We start from the raw sequence: 16,633 nt of genomic DNA, 5'->3' as shown, positions 1-16,633 counted from the left end.
TTTCACCACTGAGCCCGTTTTGCCTCCGCTTGCTACGCGTTGGCACTCAGTCATGTTTGAATACGAGTTCTGTCACACCCCCAATTTCACCACTGACGCCCAAATCTGCTCCGCCCTCCGCACCCTAACTCTGCAGCGACACGAAAACTGCCAATGCACGAGCCAAAAGATGCCGTACATGAGTGGGAGGGTGAAAGTGAATTTCTCCAGTGCCGTGAAACATAGCTTTATTCTAGCATAATCAAAGTGGGAGACCCCCGGTCTTGGGTCTGGTTTCTGATATACTGAAAGGGAAAACATTGAAAGAAGAGTGAGTGATCGTGCAAGAGAAGATCTATCTGGGCGGTTATACGAAACGGGTCTCGCAGGGGATCTACGAGACCACGCTGGATACGGATAAAGAAGAGGTCGCTAAGCCGCAGCTGCTGATCAAGAATCAGGGCGGTACGTATATTGCCTGGGACGGCGAGCGCGAGCATTTGTTTGTGATTACCAGTGACGGCGAGCAAGGCGGCGTGGCCAGTTATGATTTGAACGGCGATACGCCGGTGCTGGTCAACTCTGTGCTGGCGCCGGGGTCTTCGCCGGCCCACGTGTTCTTCGATCACGGCCGTTCCCTGCTGTACGCCGCGAATTACCACAAGGGTCAGATTCTGGTCTACAGTGTCGCCGCCGATGGCCAGCTGGCCCTGGTGGACACTGTCCAGCACGAGGGCCATGGGCCCAAGCCGGAGCAGGAGGCAGCCCATGTGCACCAGACTATCCTGACTCCGGACAACCGGCTGGTCGCCTGCGACCTGGGCATGGACGAGATCGATACGTACAACGTGGGTGACACCGGCCACTTGACCCACGTCAGCACGTTCCAGACATCGGCTGGTTTCGGCCCCCGGCACATCGTCTTCCACCCGACCGCGCCCATAGCCTATCTGCTGGGCGAACTGGGCAGTGCTGTGCTGGTCCTGGCCTATGATGCGGTGCACGGCAGCTTCACCCCGCTGGAAGAAAAGTCCCTGATCCCCGACGACTGGACGGCTTTCAACGGGTCCGCCGCCATCCGCATCAGCAAGGACGGCCGTTTCCTTTATGCCTCGAACCGCGGCCACAACTCCATTGCCGTCTTCAACATCGGCAGTGACGGCCGCCACTTGCACCTGATTCAGCGGATCAGCACCGAGGGCAAGATTCCCCGGGACTTCAACTTAGATCCGACGGAACGGTTTGCCCTGGCTGTCAACCAGGATTCGGACAACGGCACGCTGTTCCGCCGCGACCCGGAGAGCGGTTTTCTGACCCTGGTACAAAAGGATATTGACACGCCGGAAAGCACCTGCGTCTTATTTATCTAAGCTTGGGTAAAGGCACTACAGCGATAATCCCCCTTACGGTATACTGGTACCCGATACAGTTTACCTTGAGGAGGATTTTTTCTTGTGCTGAATATTGTGAAAGCCATCTTACTGGGCATCATCGAGGGCATCACCGAATTCCTGCCCATCAGCTCCACCGGCCACTTGTACCTGGCCAACGAATTCATCAAGCTGGACGAGACTAAGGCGTTCATCACCATGTTCATGGTCGTCATCCAATTGGGCGCCATCCTGGCGGTGGTCGTGCTGTACTTCCACCGGCTCAACCCCTTCTCGCCGAAGAAGTCGCATACGGAGAAGCACGACACCTGGATTCTCTGGTTCAAGGTCATCCTGGCGGTCATCCCGTCCATGATTGTGGGCTTGATTGCTAATGACTGGATGGACGCCCACCTGAATACGTGGCAGGTGATCAGTGCCACGCTCATCATCTACGGGGTCCTGTTCATCGTCATTGAACGCTGGAATGCCCACCGCACCCCGAAGGAGACCGACTTGGCCCAGCTCAAGCCGGCCACTGGGTTTGAAATCGGTCTGTTCCAACTGCTGAGCCTGGTGCCCGGGACATCCCGTTCCGGCGCCACCATCCTGGGCGGAATCACCATTGGCACGTCGCGTTACGTCGCCACCGAGTTTTCTTTCTTCCTGGCCATTCCCACCATGGTCGGCGCTTCGGGCTTGAAGCTGGTCAAGTACCTGATCAAGGGCAACACCTTCAGCGGCGATCAGCTGCTCATTCTGATCGTCGGCACCGCCGTGTCCTTCATCGTTGCTTACTTCGCCATCCGCTTCCTGCTCAACTACATCAAGCGCAACGACTTCCAGGGCTTCGGCTGGTACCGGATCGTGCTGGGGCTGTTGGTGATTGCCTGGTTCAGTTTCCACGGATAGGAGGACGATTATGTTTTTGAAAGAAATTGCAGTCGAAAACTTCACGCATATTCCGGCACTGCTGGCCGCTGGGGCGGACCGCATCGAGCTGAATGATAATTTGGCCGTCGGCGGCACCACCGTCAGCCGCGGCGTGATGGCCGAAAGCACCCGCTACATCCATGAGAAGCAGCGCAGCGTAGCCGTGATGATCCGGCCCCGAGGCGGCGACTTCGTGTACAACGATACCGAAATCAAAATCATGGAAGCCGACGTGTTCAGCGCCCAAGAACTTGGCGCCGACGCCATCGTCACCGGCGCGTTGACCCCAGCAGGCGACATTGACACCGAGGCCATGGAACAGCTCATCGCCGCGGCCGCTGGCATGGACGTGGTCTTCCACATGGCGTTCGATGCCATCCCAGTGGAGAAACAGCCGGAGGCGCTCAAGTGGCTGGCGGCTCACGACGTCGTCCGGGTGCTGACCCACGGCGGGCCGCTCACGACCCCCATCAGCGAAACATTGCCCCACTTGGCCGAAACGATCAAAGCGGCGCCAGCGGGTCTGACCATCCTGCCTGGCGGCGGGGTGACCGCGGCTAATGCCGAAGAGATTGCCCAAACGTTGGGCGTTAAACAGCTGCACGGCACAAAATTGATTACGATTTAGAACGTTCAGAACCAAACACAAATAAAAGGACGCTGACGGGGCTAATGGCAGTTATTGCGTGCCGACCCGATTCAGCGTCCTTTTTGATGGCCGCGGTTAGTCGTAGAAAGGATACGCGCCCGCGTAATACCGCGCAATGGCATTTTCGTGCTGCTTGTTGAAGATGTGCGGCAGCCGGTCAGCCGCAAAGTACTGGAGAGCCAGCGTCTCCCCATTGTCGGGATTCAGCTCCCCGCCCACTGCTTGGACCGTGAATAAGACGACAACGGATTGGGCCGTGTCCCCATTGGGATAATGCTGGATATTACTGGTGGAGATCCCTAACAGTCCCGTGACGGCCACATCTAGGCCCGTCTCTTCTTGATACTCCCGTACGCAGGTCTGCGGCGCAGTCTCGCCAAACTCCATGGCTCCGCCCGGCAGACCCCAGGCGTCAAAATCGGTCCGCTGCTGCAGCAGGACCTCATCCCGATCATCGACTAGAATGCCGCCGGCGAAGGTCAGAATGATCGGCATGTGGCCGACCTTCCGGCGAATGTCGTGAATATAATCTGGTTTGGTCATGCGTCCTTCACCTTTCTTTTTTATGTGCTGGACTCGCGTGCAGTATCGTTGTGCGCACCGCTTTGATATCCGGCGGCAGCGGCGCGGTGATCGTCAACGGCTGGCGGGTGATCGGCTGAATCAGCCGCAGCACATGGGCGTGCAAGGCCTGACGGTCGATGACAGGGCTAACGGTGCCGTACACATCGTCCCCCACCAATGGATGACCCAGTGCGGCAAAGTGCACCCGAATCTGGTGCGTGCGCCCGGTGAGCAGGCGGACGGTGACGATGGTCGCCGCCGCACTGCTGTCCGTCACGGTGAAGGCCGTCTGGGACGGTTTGCCGCCGGCGGCCACGGTCCGTTCATAGGTACTGTGCGGAGACCGGGCGATGGGCAGGTCGATCAAGCCGCTCGTCGCCGGGAGTTCGCCGGTGACGATGGCGAGGTATTCTTTCTGCATGGTCTTATCCTGCAGCTGGGTGTCCAGCAAACTGTGGGCCAGGCTGTGCTTGGCAAACAGCATCACGCCGCTGGTATCCCGGTCTAAGCGGGAGACCACGTGGACGGCGTCGCTTTCGTTGTGCTCCGCCTGAAGATACCCCTTGACCCGGTTGGCCATCGTGTCGAAGCGGTGGATCGGCGACGGAATAGACGCGACGTAGGGCGGCTTGTTCACCACCAGCAGATCGGCATCTTCGTACAGCACCCGCAACGGCTTGTGCGACGGAATAATGTTGTCTGCCCCTCGCTCCGGGGGCGCCAGCAGCCGAATGACATCGCCGGCGTGCACGGGATAATCCGAGTTGCGCTGGTGACTGTTCACAAAAAGAGCCCCACCATTGAACTTGGTGCGGCCAATATACGCCCGGGACAAGCCCCGGTGAGTCAAAAACCCTTGCACGGTCCGGGGCGCGTCCGCCGGCACGATCCATTTGAAAATCATCCTTGCGGCCCCCGCTTGCTGTGCAGCTGCTTGCTGCCGATGAAGGCGTCCTCCACCCGGTCCCAGAAGTGCATGTGGCGATAGCGTGCGAAGTGGATAGCCTCATCGGCGATGCGGAACGTCACAGCCGCAATCGGCCGTTCCCGGTGGGTGAAGGAATCGATCGTCAGGATATAATCCTCCTGGGCATCCGGGCGCAGCGTGATGTACTCGTCCGGGGCGATGACGATGGGGGAAGAAAGGGTCCGGAACAGCCGGTTGTTGATCGAGGCGATTTCTGTCATCTGCAGCGCCTTCAAGCGCGGGTGCAGCACGGCCCCGCCCAATGACTTGGAATAAGCCGTGGACCCCGTGGGCGTGGAAATACACAGCCCGTCGCCGCGGAAACTCTCAAAGAGTTCGTCCCGAATATAAATGTCCGTCTTCATGGTCTTATTCACCCGGCGAATCGTGGACTCGTTCAAGGCGATGTAGTGTTCCTTGCTCTGGTCGAAATACTGAATGGTCACGTCCAGCAGCGGATAGCTGACACTTTGCCCGGAGTCCTTGGCCAAGGCCTCCACCAGCTCCGGCAGCTCGTAGTCCCGCCAATCGGTGTAGAAGCCCAGGTGGCCGGTGTGCACGCCGATGAAGCGGATGTGGTCGATCTGGTGGGCGTAACGATGGAAGGCGGACAGCAGCGTGCCGTCGCCGCCCACCGTGATAACGATGTCCGGATCGTGACTGGTCAGTTCGAATTTGCCCAGCCGGTACAGTTCCCGCCGCAGACGGCGCTGGAAGGTACGGGACTTGGGCTTGTCGTTACTGAATATTGCGATCTTCATGGCTGTTTTCGTCTCCTGTTTCCGGATCCTCCGGGTCATTGGCCGTCGTGTGCTGGCCGCGGTTGGTGTTATACATCACCTGGGCATCCTGGATCTCTTCCCGAATCGCAGACATCTCTTTGTCCAGCATGAAGGCGGCCTCGGCGGCGCGCTTCAAGCGGTCATTGATCTCTTCCGGGAAGGCCTTGGGATACTTGTAACTCAGCGAATGCTCGATGGTCGCCCAGAAATTCATGGCCAGGGTGCGGATCTGCACTTCGGCCAAGATCTTTTTTTCACCCTCGGCCATCTGCACCGGGTACTCGATCACCACGTGGTAGCTGCGGTAGCCGCTGGGCTTGTCGTTGGTGACGTAGTCCCGCTCCTCGACGATGTGCATGTCGCTGCGCTCCCGAATGAGGCCGACCACGTCGTAGATGTCTTCGACGAACTGACACTGGACCCGCACCCCGGCGATGTCCTGCATGTCTTCTTCCAGGAGGGCCGGATCGATCACCCGCCGGCGCATTTTCTCTTTAATGCTGGCCACCGGCTTGACCCGGCCGGTCACGAACTCGATCGGGGTGTGCTCCCCTTTCTCCACGAACTCCTTGCGCAGTGCCCGGAACTTGATCTTCAGTTCGTTCACCGCTTGTTCGTATGGTAATAGAAATGTCGGCCAATCTCTGTCCATCGTCAACCCTGCTTTCTCCGTATGTCCCGCAACTGCGGTTGACACACAAACCTCTGTTATTCTACCATAAGAGCAGATTGAACGACGCTCGGCCCGCTTAGGCGGCACTCCGAGCACTGACAGACGGTTCGGTCAGGAACGGCGGTACATCACGGTGTGCCCCCCTGACCGGGCCGTCTGCCTACATATGAAACACAGCGAGCAAGTTGCAACACTCTTTTGTCAAAATAAGGTATCATGCAGGTAGTCAATCCCGTGGTTCAATCCGTTGTTACCCCATGGTTTGTCTAGAATTGGAGGTATTCTCGTGCTCGAGATTTTTCTCTTCGTTAACCCCATCGGCATCGAATGTTTGTCCGCTGAGCGCTCGACCCTCAAAGCCATTGCCGATTATCCTGATACGGTCCACTACTCATTTATCCCTTTGGTTAACCTGAAGATCGTCAAGCGCTACATGGAATTGAAGCACATTCCCGCCAACGATCTCACCGCGCAGAACAAGATCAACCAGATGGCTTACAGCGTGGCGTTGGACTTCAAGGCCGCCAGCTTCCAAGGCACGAAGAAAGCCCGCGAATTCCTGCTCTTCATTCAGTCGGCCATCAACGAACACGACCGGGCATATACTCCGGCACTCGTAGAAGAAGGCTTGCGCGCTGCAGGGGTCGACAGCGCCATGTTCTGGGATGACCGCCACAGTCCTTACGTCCAGAGCGGTTATGAAAAAGATTTGGCCGCCGCGACCCGGATGGGCGTCGAGATCGCCCCATCCATGGTCCTGTTTGACTACGCTAAGGATATTGACCACGCCGGGCTGCTGGTCGCTGGCTGTACGAACGAAAATATTATCCGGGGGCTGTTCTCCCACGCCGGCGACTTGTCGGCGACCAAGACGATTCAGTCTCGCCGTCACTTTCACGTCTTATAATTGATGCTGCTGCGCTAACCAGCGGGCCGGGAAACCGGCCCACTTTTTTTGCTCTGCCGGAGTAAACAGCGGCGCCGCGAGTTGGGGCACGGGCGGCACTGCAACGCCCAGCCACGTTTGGATAGCCCAATTGAAAAACGAGCCGGCAAAAACCGGCGGCAGTGGCCGGGTGGGAAAACACCACGCTGGGATCGCGGTCAGCTGCTTGCCTTGCCGGTAGAGCTGCTGCACCAGCCGCTGAACACGGGGATCTCGCCGCTGGCTTTGCCACGCCAGCCGGTCGCGCCATGCCGGCACACTGATGCCCGGCAGCACCGGCGCTGGCCGGACCCGGTTGTGCCACCGCTGGAAGACTGCCCAGTCCTGCGCGAGGGGAAACCGGTCGACCCCGCCCGCCAGCCATTGTGCCATATGCGGCGCACGGGCGAGATGGTGCCATAATTCGAGTTCTGTGAATGGCTTTCTCAATACATACACATAGAAACCAAGTGCCGGACTGTACTGGCAGAACTGAGCTGTCTGACCCGGCCAGCGGCCGGTGGGACCATACCGTTCCCCCAGTACCCACCAGTCCCGCCAGGCGGCCTCTCGGTAACTATCGTGGCGGCGGGTCAATTCTCCAAGCGTCAGCGGACTGCACTGATACTCCCCTGCCAGCAGCAGGTCCGGCACACAGACATCGATTCGCTGCTCCCCGGCCAGAATTACCCGCTCGTTCTCCGGCGCCAGCCCGCCGGCGGCCAGCCACGCAGTCAAGGCGGCCTTTCCCGCCAAGTGGTCCGCGCTCTCCGGCAGATGCCGCTTTTGGCCCGGGGCGTGGCAGAAATACCATTGCCGGCGGCGGCGCCGGAGCACCACCGCGCCGCCGCAGTCGCAGCAGCGATAAGGCGGGCACGGTTGGCACGCCGCACTGGCCGCAATTTGTAACTCATCGACGCGATTCAACGCAATTTTCATCCATGATCACTCCTCACGAATTAAATTACGCAAAAAAAGCCAGTCAGTGAAAAACGCTGACTGGTTTTTGGAAAGATTGACTTCCTTTACTTTGTCGCTTGCCCGAAGAAATGGGCCACTTGGTGCAGCGCACTCTTCGTCATCAGCTTCTTGCCATGTTCAGAAAGAAGCTCCGGCGTCACGTTCTGCACTTCTTGACCGTATTCGTTGGCCACGGCCAGGTAATCTTCCCGGGTCATATCCAGGAGATCCTGATCAGGCAGCGAGAAAACCAAGTAATATTTATGCTTGTAAGAATAGAGATCCACATCCAGCTCGTCGTCGCTCAGCACATCAGCTAACGCGACAATATCCTCGAAATCATCGAAGGCCAAGACCTTAGTGACCATCTTGTTACCGAAACGCTGACGACTCGTGCCGCCGGATTCGGCTTGACTCGGTTCACTGGAATCGTCATAGCCGCCTAATTGTCGTTTCACAAACTCGGACACATCCTCGTCATCCGGCCGTTGGGCAGCGGCTTGCCGGTGCCGAACAGGCGTGGCGTGGGGCTGCTGCTCGTCGTCATCGTCCCGATCGCCCTTGCTGATCAGAAGCTCCAAGCCATTCTTGTTGGGCATCACTTGGAAGGTCACAGCATCGTTGCTGACGAACGTGTGGTCCTTATCTACCTCTTCCAATATGCTGTAGAAGAAGCGTTCGATCTGCTTGCGGTTGCCCAGCAAGTCCAGAACAGTAACGCCCCGCTCGGCGAGATCGTCGCTGCCCAGTATCACCCGAATCGTATCATTATTGATTCGTTCCATTTCCATTCCGGATGCACCTCGCTTCCAGGAACTGCGTAACACGTTTCAACACACTAATTATAACAGTGTGCTGAAAAAATGCCCAATTCACAGTACCCGTCATAGTAATGCAGAAACACCCGGTCGTCAAGTACCCGGGGGCACGAGCGTTTCACATCAATTGTTCCTATTGTAACGCACTTCGGTGGGCTGTGTCTCCGACTAGAGGCGGATGCAGCGTGGCGCTTCGCGCTACAGCGTTGCGCTTCGCGCGGCCGCTTTTGGGTGCGGGAGAGGCTGCGTAGAGAAGCTCCGCCGAGCAGGCTACCGTGGTCTAGGACCTTAAGCCACAAATCCCAAGTGCGGGCTGGAGTACCCGCAAACGGGCTCCGGCGGGCAGGCCACCATGGTCTAAGGACCTTAAGCCACAAATCCCAAGTACGGGGATTTATGGCTTAAGGCCACTCAGCCCAGGTGGCCTAAGCGCCCGCCTGCGCCCTCTATAAAAAAACAGCCCCATCCCCCCGGACGTGACTGTCTCCCTCGAATCGCCCTATAGATAGGACTTTTCTCCTTTTACTTGCTTACCTGATGTCTTAAAACCCCGCCATCAGCTGAGCCTGGTGCAGTTCCAAGGCGCGTACAGAGCGCGGGAGGAACCGGCGGATCTCGTCTTCGTTATACCCAACCTGCAACCGTTTGTCGTCCAAAATGATTGGCCGCCGGAGCAGACCCGGGTGTTGTTGGACCAGATCCAGTAATTCATCGATCGTTAAATCATCCAAATTGATTCCTAATTCAGCAAAAACTTTGGAGCGCGTCGAAATGATCTCCTCCGTGCCATCCTCCGTCATCCGCAGAATGTTCAGAATCTCGGCTTTGTTCAACGGGTCAGTGAATATATTGCGTTCCACAAAGGGAATGTTGTGTTGCTGAAGCCAAGCTCGCGCTTTCCGGCAAGATGTGCAGCTCGGCGAAATGAACAGTGTCACCATGGTGCAGGACCCCCTCTACCTGTGACAATGATTAATCTTGAGTACACTGTCATTATACACAAGTACAAGAAAATTGGCTATACAATTTTGGTTTAAACGACACGAAAAGGTGGGACAGAAAGGGTACTGTCCCACCTTGGGTCACCGTTCACTGCCAAAAAGTGTTGTTCCTTGCGCAAATGTTGAACTGCAAAGAAAGTGACGCTATCAGGCGGTTCCGCCGTGTTTTGTACGTACAAATTCCCATTTCAGAGGAAAATGCCTATATTTATGGACATCGTCATCGAAGTGAAATAAACATCGTTATATCACTCTAGACCAATTCCCAGCCTTCACTATCGCTCGCTAATGCGACCTTAATCGTTCCAGCGGTTTCTTCCGCCTGCTTCTTTAATTCAGCTAAAGATTCGGTTTGCGGTAAGTGGGAAAGCAGCAAGCGGCCCACCTTGGCGTTCTTGGCTAACTCGCCAGATTGGCCAGCGGTCATGTGCCACGCCGGTCCCTGGTGGCCATTCAAGAAATTGGTGTCCGTGATCAAGACGTCGGCGTTTTTCACGAAATCGGCCAATTCCGGGTAATACCGGGTATCCGCCGTGAAGGCCAGCACGTGGCCGCTGTCGGCATCCGTAATGCGCATGGCGAACGCTGGGACTGGATGAATCGTCCGCTGGAAGGTAAACGTCAGGCTGCCGATGGTCAGAGGTGAATTGTCCGTATAAGGCCGGCCTACAGTAGCACCCGGCCAGGTGAGTGTGGCAAATTCAATGGGATTCTGCGTATTGCCGTAAATCGGCAGTTGCGGTTCTTTCTTAGCCCCTGGTTTCAACTGCCATAGATATTGTAAAACGCCGACATCGGCGGTATGGTCGTGGTGGTAGTGGGATAAGACGACCGCGTCCAGCTGCAGCGGGTCCATCACCTTCTCCAATGCACTAAGCACCCCGCTGCCCGCGTCCAGCAGGACATTCGTGGTCCCGCTGCGCAGCAGATACCCGCTGGTCCCACCCGTCGCAGTGGGATAACCGCCGTAATATCCTAATACTTGAAATTGCATAGTCCCAAGCCTCCAAATTGATTAGATTGTGAGATGGTTCAATTGACTACCTTAATGACTGTCCTCGGGTCGGCCACCTATCTAAAGACCAAGCAGCATGCGCTGACCAGCAGCCAGATCCTGGTGCCCTGGCACGATGACGGTGACGCGGTACTTTACAGCGCCACTACCCGCACCTTACCACAATTTCCATCGGCCCTCTATTACACCGAGACCAACCAGCTCGGCCACTTTGGCCCGGACGACTATTTCCACTTCTGGTACCTGCACTTCAAGCGCACCGACGACGTTCTGTTCCGGCACGCGCTGGACGACGCCTTTCTCACCTCTCTCATGGACAGCGTCGGCGCCGCCGGCGTCTGGGTCGGCGAGAGCGACGGGGAGAAACGTGCCTGGCTGATCATCCTGGCCGTCCAGGAACCGCCCATCGTTGGCGGCCACCTGCGGGACGCGGCGCCGCAAACCATGCTGGACTTCATTGACCGCAGCCGGCATAGCGTCAGCGGCTTCTTCGCCCATGTCTATGTGACCGAAGAAAAGGCTAACGCGGCACAACAGAACGCCGGACCAGCTGCGCCGAAAGCATAAAGAACAGCCCGGACACAACGGCGACCGCCCCCAGGACCAGCAGGAACAGAATCACCGATTGGGTGGTGATGGTCACCGCCCACAGCATCTGCAGCGCAAAGACAGCGTTGATGGCGGCAATCGCCACCGGCAGCCCATACCGCCAGACCAGTTCAAAGTCTTGGCCCTGCCGAATTTCAGTCGCCGTCATCCCTAACGCAAAGAACAGATCCACCCCGGCTTCCCGGTCTGCCCAGGCCCGCATGGTCAGCATGCTGTTCACAGCAAACAGAATGACGACACTCAAGACGCAGCCGATGAAGATGTCGATGCCCACGCCCCGGCGGAAGTTCTCTTGAATAATCGGCGCCGCCAGGATCGCCTCCGCCCGTTCCGCGCGACTGGTCTGTACCGTGACCTGCTGGCGGGTGTGGGCTGAATAGTAAGAAACGCGGTAGCTCGCCCGCAGCTTTGCCAGCAAAACGCGGGTGCGGGCGGCTGACAGCGCAGTGTTCACCTGGACGCCATAGAGGGTCAGGTGCTGTTCGCCAGTCAATCGCTGCCACACGCTGTTGCTCACCACCATTTGTATATCTGGCAGCAAAGTTGGGGACTCTGCCCCATTCGTGTAGGGCGCCGGCGCCAGCGGGGCGACCCGCCGCAGGGGGCCAATGCCCGGTTGATTCAGCGTCAGCCGGGCGCCGGTGGCGTACATGACGCTCATGGAACTGCTGTAGACGTCCCCCGTGGCAACTTCATTGCCGCGCAGCTCAGGCAGCGGCGGCAGCTGCTGGACCTGTTGCAGGCGCTGGTATTCACTGAGGGGCATGATGGCCGCCGCCGAACTATACGCCTGGGTCTTGCCCGTTTGGTGATTCAATAGTTCATAATTGGCGACCCGGACTTTGTACGTCGTCCGCCGCCGGGTAAGATTCGTGATACCCGCTTGGGTCAGAACGTTGTCCAGATCCTGCCACGCCTGCTTACTGGTGGTGACAAACGTCATCCGGGATTGGTTCACGGCATCCCGGCTGGTGACGCTGACGGTCGTGGTCAGCAGACCCGCCCAGGTCACCACCACCGCCAAGAGCACCGCCGCCAGCCAAATCACCGCCGCTTGTTCCCGAAACTGCCGCGTCAAGCGCGTCAGGCGGAGCAGGCGGTTATTTTTTAACGGCCAGCGGGGCAGCCGGCGCAGTTTCGTGAACAGCCACGGCAGGCCGGAGCGAATCACGGCGTACTCGCCGCTGACCACCAGCACTAGAATCGCCAGCAGCCAGCCCACGAACCCCATGCCGCTGTTATCGCGGCCGACCATGATCAGCCACCAGAACCGACGGGCGATCCAAAACCCGCCGGTGGTGGCGACGACGCCGTACAGCGCAAATAGACCAGAAGGCCCGCGCCGGCGCGTCAAGCGGGTGCTTTTCTCCCCGTGCAGCAAGGTCACCGGCTGAAGGGCGTGGATAGCGTGGATCAAGCCCACCTGGGTCAGCAGTCCCGTGCCCGCGAAGGTCGCTACCGTGGCCAGGACCGCGGTGGTCGACCAGGGGCCAACGAAGCGGGTCGCCATGCCCATGAAGCGCTGCAGCAGCAGCACGGCCAGGGGCATGAACAGCATTCCGAAGAAGAGACCGAGCCCCAGCACCAGCCCCAGCAGCAGGACGTTCAGCCAGAGAATGCCGCCATACAGCCGCCGGCGGGTGATCCCCCACAACTGGTACAGCGCCACCTCCTGGCGGTATTGGCGCAGAATATAACGCTGCCCATAATAGAAGAAGAACGTGAAGAAAAGCCCGCTAAGCACGGCGGCGACGACAAAAATATTCTGGGTCCGCTGAGTCCACGTCGCGGCCACGGCGTAACCGCTCATCAGGATGTAGAAGGCCGCCACCAAAAAGACCGTGGACAGCCAAAACAGGATGTTGTGGTGCAGGATCCGCCCGATGATCTTCCGCTTAGCGCGTCCCTTCATGCCAGTGACCTCCTCCGCCAATGGTCGCCTGCATATCGATAATGGCGTCGAAAAACGCTTGCCGCTCGCCGGAGCGGCGGATTTCTGCAAACAGCATGCCATCCTTAATGAAGATCACCCGTGAACAGTAACTGGCGGTAAAGGCATCGTGCGTGGCCATCATAATCGTCGTGTGCCACTCCTGATTGATCGTGGTCAGGTAGCGCAGCAGTTCGGTGGCGGCCTTGGAATCCAGCGCCCCGGTGGGCTCATCGGCAAAAACCAGGGCTGGTTCGGTGATCAGGGCCCGGGCCACGGCCACCCGCTGCTGCTGGCCGATGGAAAGCTCTTCTGGGTAGCGCTGGGCCAAATTCGTCAGCCCAGTCACACTGAGGACCGCGTTCAACCGCTCCTGGGCATTAGCAACAGCATGTTTGCCGATGGTCAGAGGCAGCAGAATGTTCTCCCGCACCGTCATGCCCGTCAGCAGGTTGAAGTCTTGGAAGACGTAGCCCAGGTTGGCCCGCCGAAACCGGGCCAGTTTATCCCCGCGCAGGTGGGTCACCTCGGTGCCGGCCACGGTGACCGTCCCGTTGGTGGGCACGTCAATGGTCGAAATAATACTGAGCAGCGTCGTTTTACCGGCGCCAGAAGGCCCCATGATGCCCACGAATTCTCCTTTCTCCACCGAGAAGGTGAGGCCGTTGAGCGCCCGCACCGGGTGCAGGCGGTGGCCGAAAATCTTAGTCAAACCTTGAACAGTAACGAGTGCCATACGGGTGGTCCTTTCTTGTCATAGGTGAGGGAAATCGGTAGGATAGGAGCAGTAATTAAAGGAGGCGGCAACGTGTTCAAAATATTGATCGTGGAAGACGATCCCACCGTCAGCCGGCATATCGCCCAAGCAGTCACCGATGCCGGCTGGCAGCCCATCATGGTCACCGACTTCACGGATGTTCTGGGTGTCTTCGTGGCCCATCAGCCCGACCTGGTGCTCATGGACATCAACCTGCCCGGCGGCCACGACGGTTTCCACTGGAACACCCAGATCCGCGCGGATTCCCAGGTGCCGGTCATCTTCATCTCGTCCCGGAACAGCAATATGGACATGATCTCCGCCATGAACAGCGGCGCTGACGATTACGTGGAGAAACCCTTCTCCGCCTCCGTCCTGCTGGCCAAGATCAACGCCCTGCTCCGGCGTACTTACCATTATAGCAACCAAAGCTCGAAGATTCTCGAATACGGCGGCGTGACCCTCAACTTGGAGGATTCATCCGTACAAGTCTCCGGGAAAAACGTGGATCTCACCAAGAACGAATACAAGCTCCTGCAATACCTCATCCGCCGCCACGGCACCCTCGTCTCCCGGCCCAGCCTGCTGCGCGCGCTGTGGGAAGACGAACACTTCGTTGATGACAACACGCTGACCGTGAACATCAACCGGCTGCGCAAAAAGCTGGCCGATGCCGGCTTAGCGACATTGATTCAGACCAAAGTCGGGAAAGGCTACGTGATTCCCTGATGAACGTCCGCAAATACTTGCAAGACCACTTGCCCCACATGCTCTTCTGGGTGGCTGGCTTGCTGGTCGCTGACTTGCTGCTGTGGCTGTCCCCCGGCCAACGGCTGCTGTCCTGGCCGACCCTCGTCTACCTGGACATCCTCTTGACTGTTTTCTTCCTGATCTTCATGGTCGGGGTGTATTTCTACCGGGCTCAGTGGTACCGCAGCATTCAGCAGCGGATGGATGCCGGGCCGGACGCCTTGAACTGGCCGCTGAAAGGGGCCCAGAACGAGGCTCAGCAGTATCTGGAAGACTACGTGAACAAGATTCTGGAACTGCATCGCCAAGCCACGGACCAGCTGCTTCAGCAGCAGGAAGACCAGCAGGCCTTCATCACCCGCTGGGTCCACGACATCAAGGTGCCCCTGGCTGGTTTGCAGCTGACCAGCGACCAGCTCCAGGACCAGGTGGACGAACAGACCTACACCGACATCACCACCCAGTTGGAGCGGGTCAACCATTACGTCGCCGAGGTCCTCTACTATTCCCGCCTGAGCAGCTTTGCCAACGACTACCTGTTGCGGGACCACGCGTTGCGGGAGATCGTCAGCACTGCCCTGCGCAGCCAGATGAACAGTTTCTTCGGCAAGCACCTGCAGCTCTCCATGTTCGACCAAGACTACCAGGTCCTCACCGACGACAAGTGGCTGCTCTTCATCGTCAACCAGATCCTCGCCAACAGTGTTCAATACACGCCCGCCGGCGGCAAGATTACCATTACCGCCGGTCAGACCAAGAATGCCACCTGGCTGCGCATCGCTGACACGGGCGTGGGCATCGACCCCGCCGACCTGCCCCGAATTTTTCAGAAAGGTTTCACCGGCCAAAACGGCCGCGCCGTCAACGCCCAGGCTACCGGACTGGGCCTCTACCTCGCCCATACTATGGCTCAGCGGCTCGGCCACGAGCTGACCGTGACGTCCACACCGGGCAAAGGTACTGCGGTGACCATCACCTTCCCGTTTCTCAGCTACTACGGCAGCGATACCGCGACGGTCCAAGCCCCGCAATTAAAGAAAGAGCCTTAGCAGCCCCCGACATCAACGTCGCGGCCTGCTAAGGCTCTTTTGATTAAAACCATTTCAACCGATTCAGGGGCCAGTAACGCAGCTTGACCACGCCAACGATGGCACTTCGTTTGACGTAGCCGAAAGACCGCCCGTCTTTGGAGACCGGCCGGTGGTCCCCCATGACGAAGTAAGAATCCTTGGGCACTTTCTTCCCCAATCCCTTGGATTGCAGGGTGAAGTTCTCCGTGTACAAGTCGCCTGCCAGGTTCGCCTGCTTTTTCAACGAATTGTTGAGAAAAGGCTCCGCGTACTTTTTGCCATTGATATACATCACATCGTTTTTTGAGGCCACTGTTTCCCCGGGGAGACCGATGACCCGTTTAATATACAGCACCCCAGCCTCATCCGGCGCTTGCAGAATGACGACGTCGCCGCGGTCGATGTGGTCGTGGCGTAACGCAATCACCCGGTCGTTGCCTTCAAACGTGGGCTGCATGGACGGCCCTGAGACTTGATCGTTGGCCAGGACGAAGGTGAACATCAGCGTCACGATACCAACGAAGACCAGGGCCATGGCGAAGGTCTGGAGCCACCACTTGCCCCAGCTTTCTTCCTGCTGTTCTTGCTGCTTAACTTCCTTGCGCGTATTTGGCTGCTTCACGATTCTGCCACCTCAATGATGTGATAAGGCTATTGTACCTTATTCGCGGGCGGTAGAGAGAAAAAACGGGCTGGGGTAATGTCTTGCGCTGGCCCGGGTGATTTTGTGGTGTCCGGATTGGGGGCAGGTTAGTGTCTGGCTTTGGCCCGGGTGACGGAGGGCTCCGCGGGCGGGGGCGGCGACGCGAAGCTAGTGCGAAGCCGGTCCTGCGGAGCTAGCCGTGGGCACGTGACAAAACTTGCCAGGGCGCCGTGCCAAG

At 58.2% G+C, this 16,633-nt stretch carries 18 protein-coding genes; 7 read left to right on the top strand and 11 right to left on the bottom strand.

Translation table 11 applies throughout. The annotated features are described in order from the left end of the window. The first annotated feature begins 320 nt into the window (after positions 1-320). From L248_RS02800 to L248_RS02790, 3 genes are all read left to right on the top strand, one after another. The gene (locus tag L248_RS02800) at positions 321-1,349 is read left to right on the top strand and encodes a lactonase family protein (RefSeq protein ID WP_040534632.1); all 1,029 of its coding nucleotides are present in this window, start codon (positions 321-323) and stop codon (positions 1,347-1,349) included. Between the two features lie 84 nt (positions 1,350-1,433). After that, positions 1,434-2,261: an undecaprenyl-diphosphate phosphatase gene (locus L248_RS02795; RefSeq protein WP_022528543.1), complete on the top strand. Its 828-nt coding sequence runs from the start codon at positions 1,434-1,436 to the stop codon at positions 2,259-2,261. A gap of 10 nt (positions 2,262-2,271) precedes the next feature. Further along, positions 2,272-2,910: a copper homeostasis protein CutC gene (locus L248_RS02790; protein WP_022528542.1), complete on the top strand. Its 639-nt coding sequence runs from the start codon at positions 2,272-2,274 to the stop codon at positions 2,908-2,910. 96 nt (positions 2,911-3,006) lie between these two features. Here the strand turns inward: L248_RS02790 and L248_RS02785 are convergent, their stop codons facing one another. From L248_RS02785 to yjbM, 4 genes are read right to left on the bottom strand one after another with little or no spacing between them, the layout of a single operon-like run. Beyond that, positions 3,007-3,474, bottom strand: coding sequence for an NUDIX hydrolase (locus L248_RS02785; RefSeq protein WP_022528541.1), 468 nt, complete (start codon positions 3,472-3,474; stop codon positions 3,007-3,009). Between the two features lie 7 nt (positions 3,475-3,481). Further along, entirely contained in the window at positions 3,482-4,399 is a 918-nt protein-coding gene (locus L248_RS02780) for an RluA family pseudouridine synthase (RefSeq protein WP_022528540.1), read from the bottom strand. Continuing rightward, positions 4,396-5,223: an NAD kinase gene (locus L248_RS02775; protein ID WP_022528539.1), complete on the bottom strand. Its 828-nt coding sequence runs from the start codon at positions 5,221-5,223 to the stop codon at positions 4,396-4,398. The genes L248_RS02780 and L248_RS02775 overlap by 4 nt, the downstream gene beginning before the upstream one ends. Next, entirely contained in the window at positions 5,201-5,896 is a 696-nt protein-coding gene (gene yjbM / locus L248_RS02770; protein ID WP_022528538.1) for a GTP diphosphokinase, read from the bottom strand. Before yjbM ends, L248_RS02775 begins: the two co-directional genes overlap by 23 nt. 307 nt (positions 5,897-6,203) lie before the next feature. Between yjbM and L248_RS02765 the strand changes: the two genes are divergently transcribed. Next, positions 6,204-6,824, top strand: coding sequence for a DsbA family protein (locus tag L248_RS02765; RefSeq protein ID WP_022528537.1), 621 nt, complete (start codon positions 6,204-6,206; stop codon positions 6,822-6,824). Here the strand turns inward: L248_RS02765 and L248_RS02760 are convergent. From L248_RS02760 to L248_RS02745, 4 genes are all read right to left on the bottom strand, one after another. Then, positions 6,819-7,781 carry a competence protein CoiA family protein gene (locus tag L248_RS02760; protein ID WP_040534522.1) on the bottom strand — a complete coding sequence of 321 codons (963 nt, stop codon included), beginning with the start codon at positions 7,779-7,781 and terminating at the stop codon, positions 6,819-6,821. The two genes, L248_RS02765 and L248_RS02760, sit on opposite strands and share 6 nt — an antisense overlap. A gap of 86 nt (positions 7,782-7,867) precedes the next feature. Further along, positions 7,868-8,593, bottom strand: coding sequence for an adaptor protein MecA (locus L248_RS02755; protein WP_022528535.1), 726 nt, complete (start codon positions 8,591-8,593; stop codon positions 7,868-7,870). Between the two features lie 569 nt (positions 8,594-9,162). Further along, positions 9,163-9,561 carry a Spx/MgsR family RNA polymerase-binding regulatory protein gene (locus tag L248_RS02750; RefSeq protein WP_040534520.1) on the bottom strand — a complete coding sequence of 133 codons (399 nt, stop codon included), beginning with the start codon at positions 9,559-9,561 and terminating at the stop codon, positions 9,163-9,165. A 313-nt stretch (positions 9,562-9,874) separates the two neighbouring features. Continuing rightward, the gene (locus L248_RS02745; protein WP_022528533.1) at positions 9,875-10,615 is read right to left on the bottom strand and encodes an MBL fold metallo-hydrolase; all 741 of its coding nucleotides are present in this window, start codon (positions 10,613-10,615) and stop codon (positions 9,875-9,877) included. Between the two features lie 42 nt (positions 10,616-10,657). Between L248_RS02745 and L248_RS02740 the strand changes: the two genes are divergently transcribed. Continuing rightward, the gene (locus L248_RS02740) at positions 10,658-11,203 is read left to right on the top strand and encodes a hypothetical protein (RefSeq protein WP_155828551.1); all 546 of its coding nucleotides are present in this window, start codon (positions 10,658-10,660) and stop codon (positions 11,201-11,203) included. Here the strand turns inward: L248_RS02740 and L248_RS02735 are convergent. Together L248_RS02735 and L248_RS02730 are read right to left on the bottom strand one after the other, a co-directional pair. Beyond that, positions 11,157-13,157: a hypothetical protein gene (locus L248_RS02735; RefSeq protein WP_022528531.1), complete on the bottom strand. Its 2,001-nt coding sequence runs from the start codon at positions 13,155-13,157 to the stop codon at positions 11,157-11,159. The two genes, L248_RS02740 and L248_RS02735, sit on opposite strands and share 47 nt — an antisense overlap. Next, positions 13,141-13,911, bottom strand: coding sequence for an ABC transporter ATP-binding protein (locus L248_RS02730; protein ID WP_022528530.1), 771 nt, complete (start codon positions 13,909-13,911; stop codon positions 13,141-13,143). The genes L248_RS02735 and L248_RS02730 overlap by 17 nt, the downstream gene beginning before the upstream one ends. A gap of 72 nt (positions 13,912-13,983) precedes the next feature. Here L248_RS02730 and L248_RS02725 point away from each other — a divergent pair, with 72 nt between their 5' ends. Beyond that, positions 13,984-14,661 carry a response regulator transcription factor gene (locus L248_RS02725; protein WP_022528529.1) on the top strand — a complete coding sequence of 226 codons (678 nt, stop codon included), beginning with the start codon at positions 13,984-13,986 and terminating at the stop codon, positions 14,659-14,661. Continuing rightward, entirely contained in the window at positions 14,661-15,731 is a 1,071-nt protein-coding gene (locus L248_RS02720; RefSeq protein ID WP_022528528.1) for a sensor histidine kinase, read from the top strand. Before L248_RS02725 ends, L248_RS02720 begins: the two co-directional genes overlap by 1 nt. Positions 15,732-15,774: 43 nt before the next feature. On the opposite strand, the gene lepB is transcribed toward L248_RS02720, so the two are convergent. Next, positions 15,775-16,374 (bottom strand): signal peptidase I, encoded by a 600-nt coding sequence (gene lepB, locus L248_RS02715; RefSeq protein WP_022528527.1) that lies wholly within the window; start codon positions 16,372-16,374, stop codon positions 15,775-15,777. Positions 16,375-16,633: the final 259 nt, after the last annotated feature.

It is taken from the genome of Schleiferilactobacillus shenzhenensis LY-73 (genome assembly GCF_000469325.1).
Classification (GTDB): domain Bacteria; phylum Bacillota; class Bacilli; order Lactobacillales; family Lactobacillaceae; genus Schleiferilactobacillus; species Schleiferilactobacillus shenzhenensis.
Note: the sequence above shows the minus strand (reverse complement) of the source record. Positions and strands in the feature narration are given on the sequence as shown.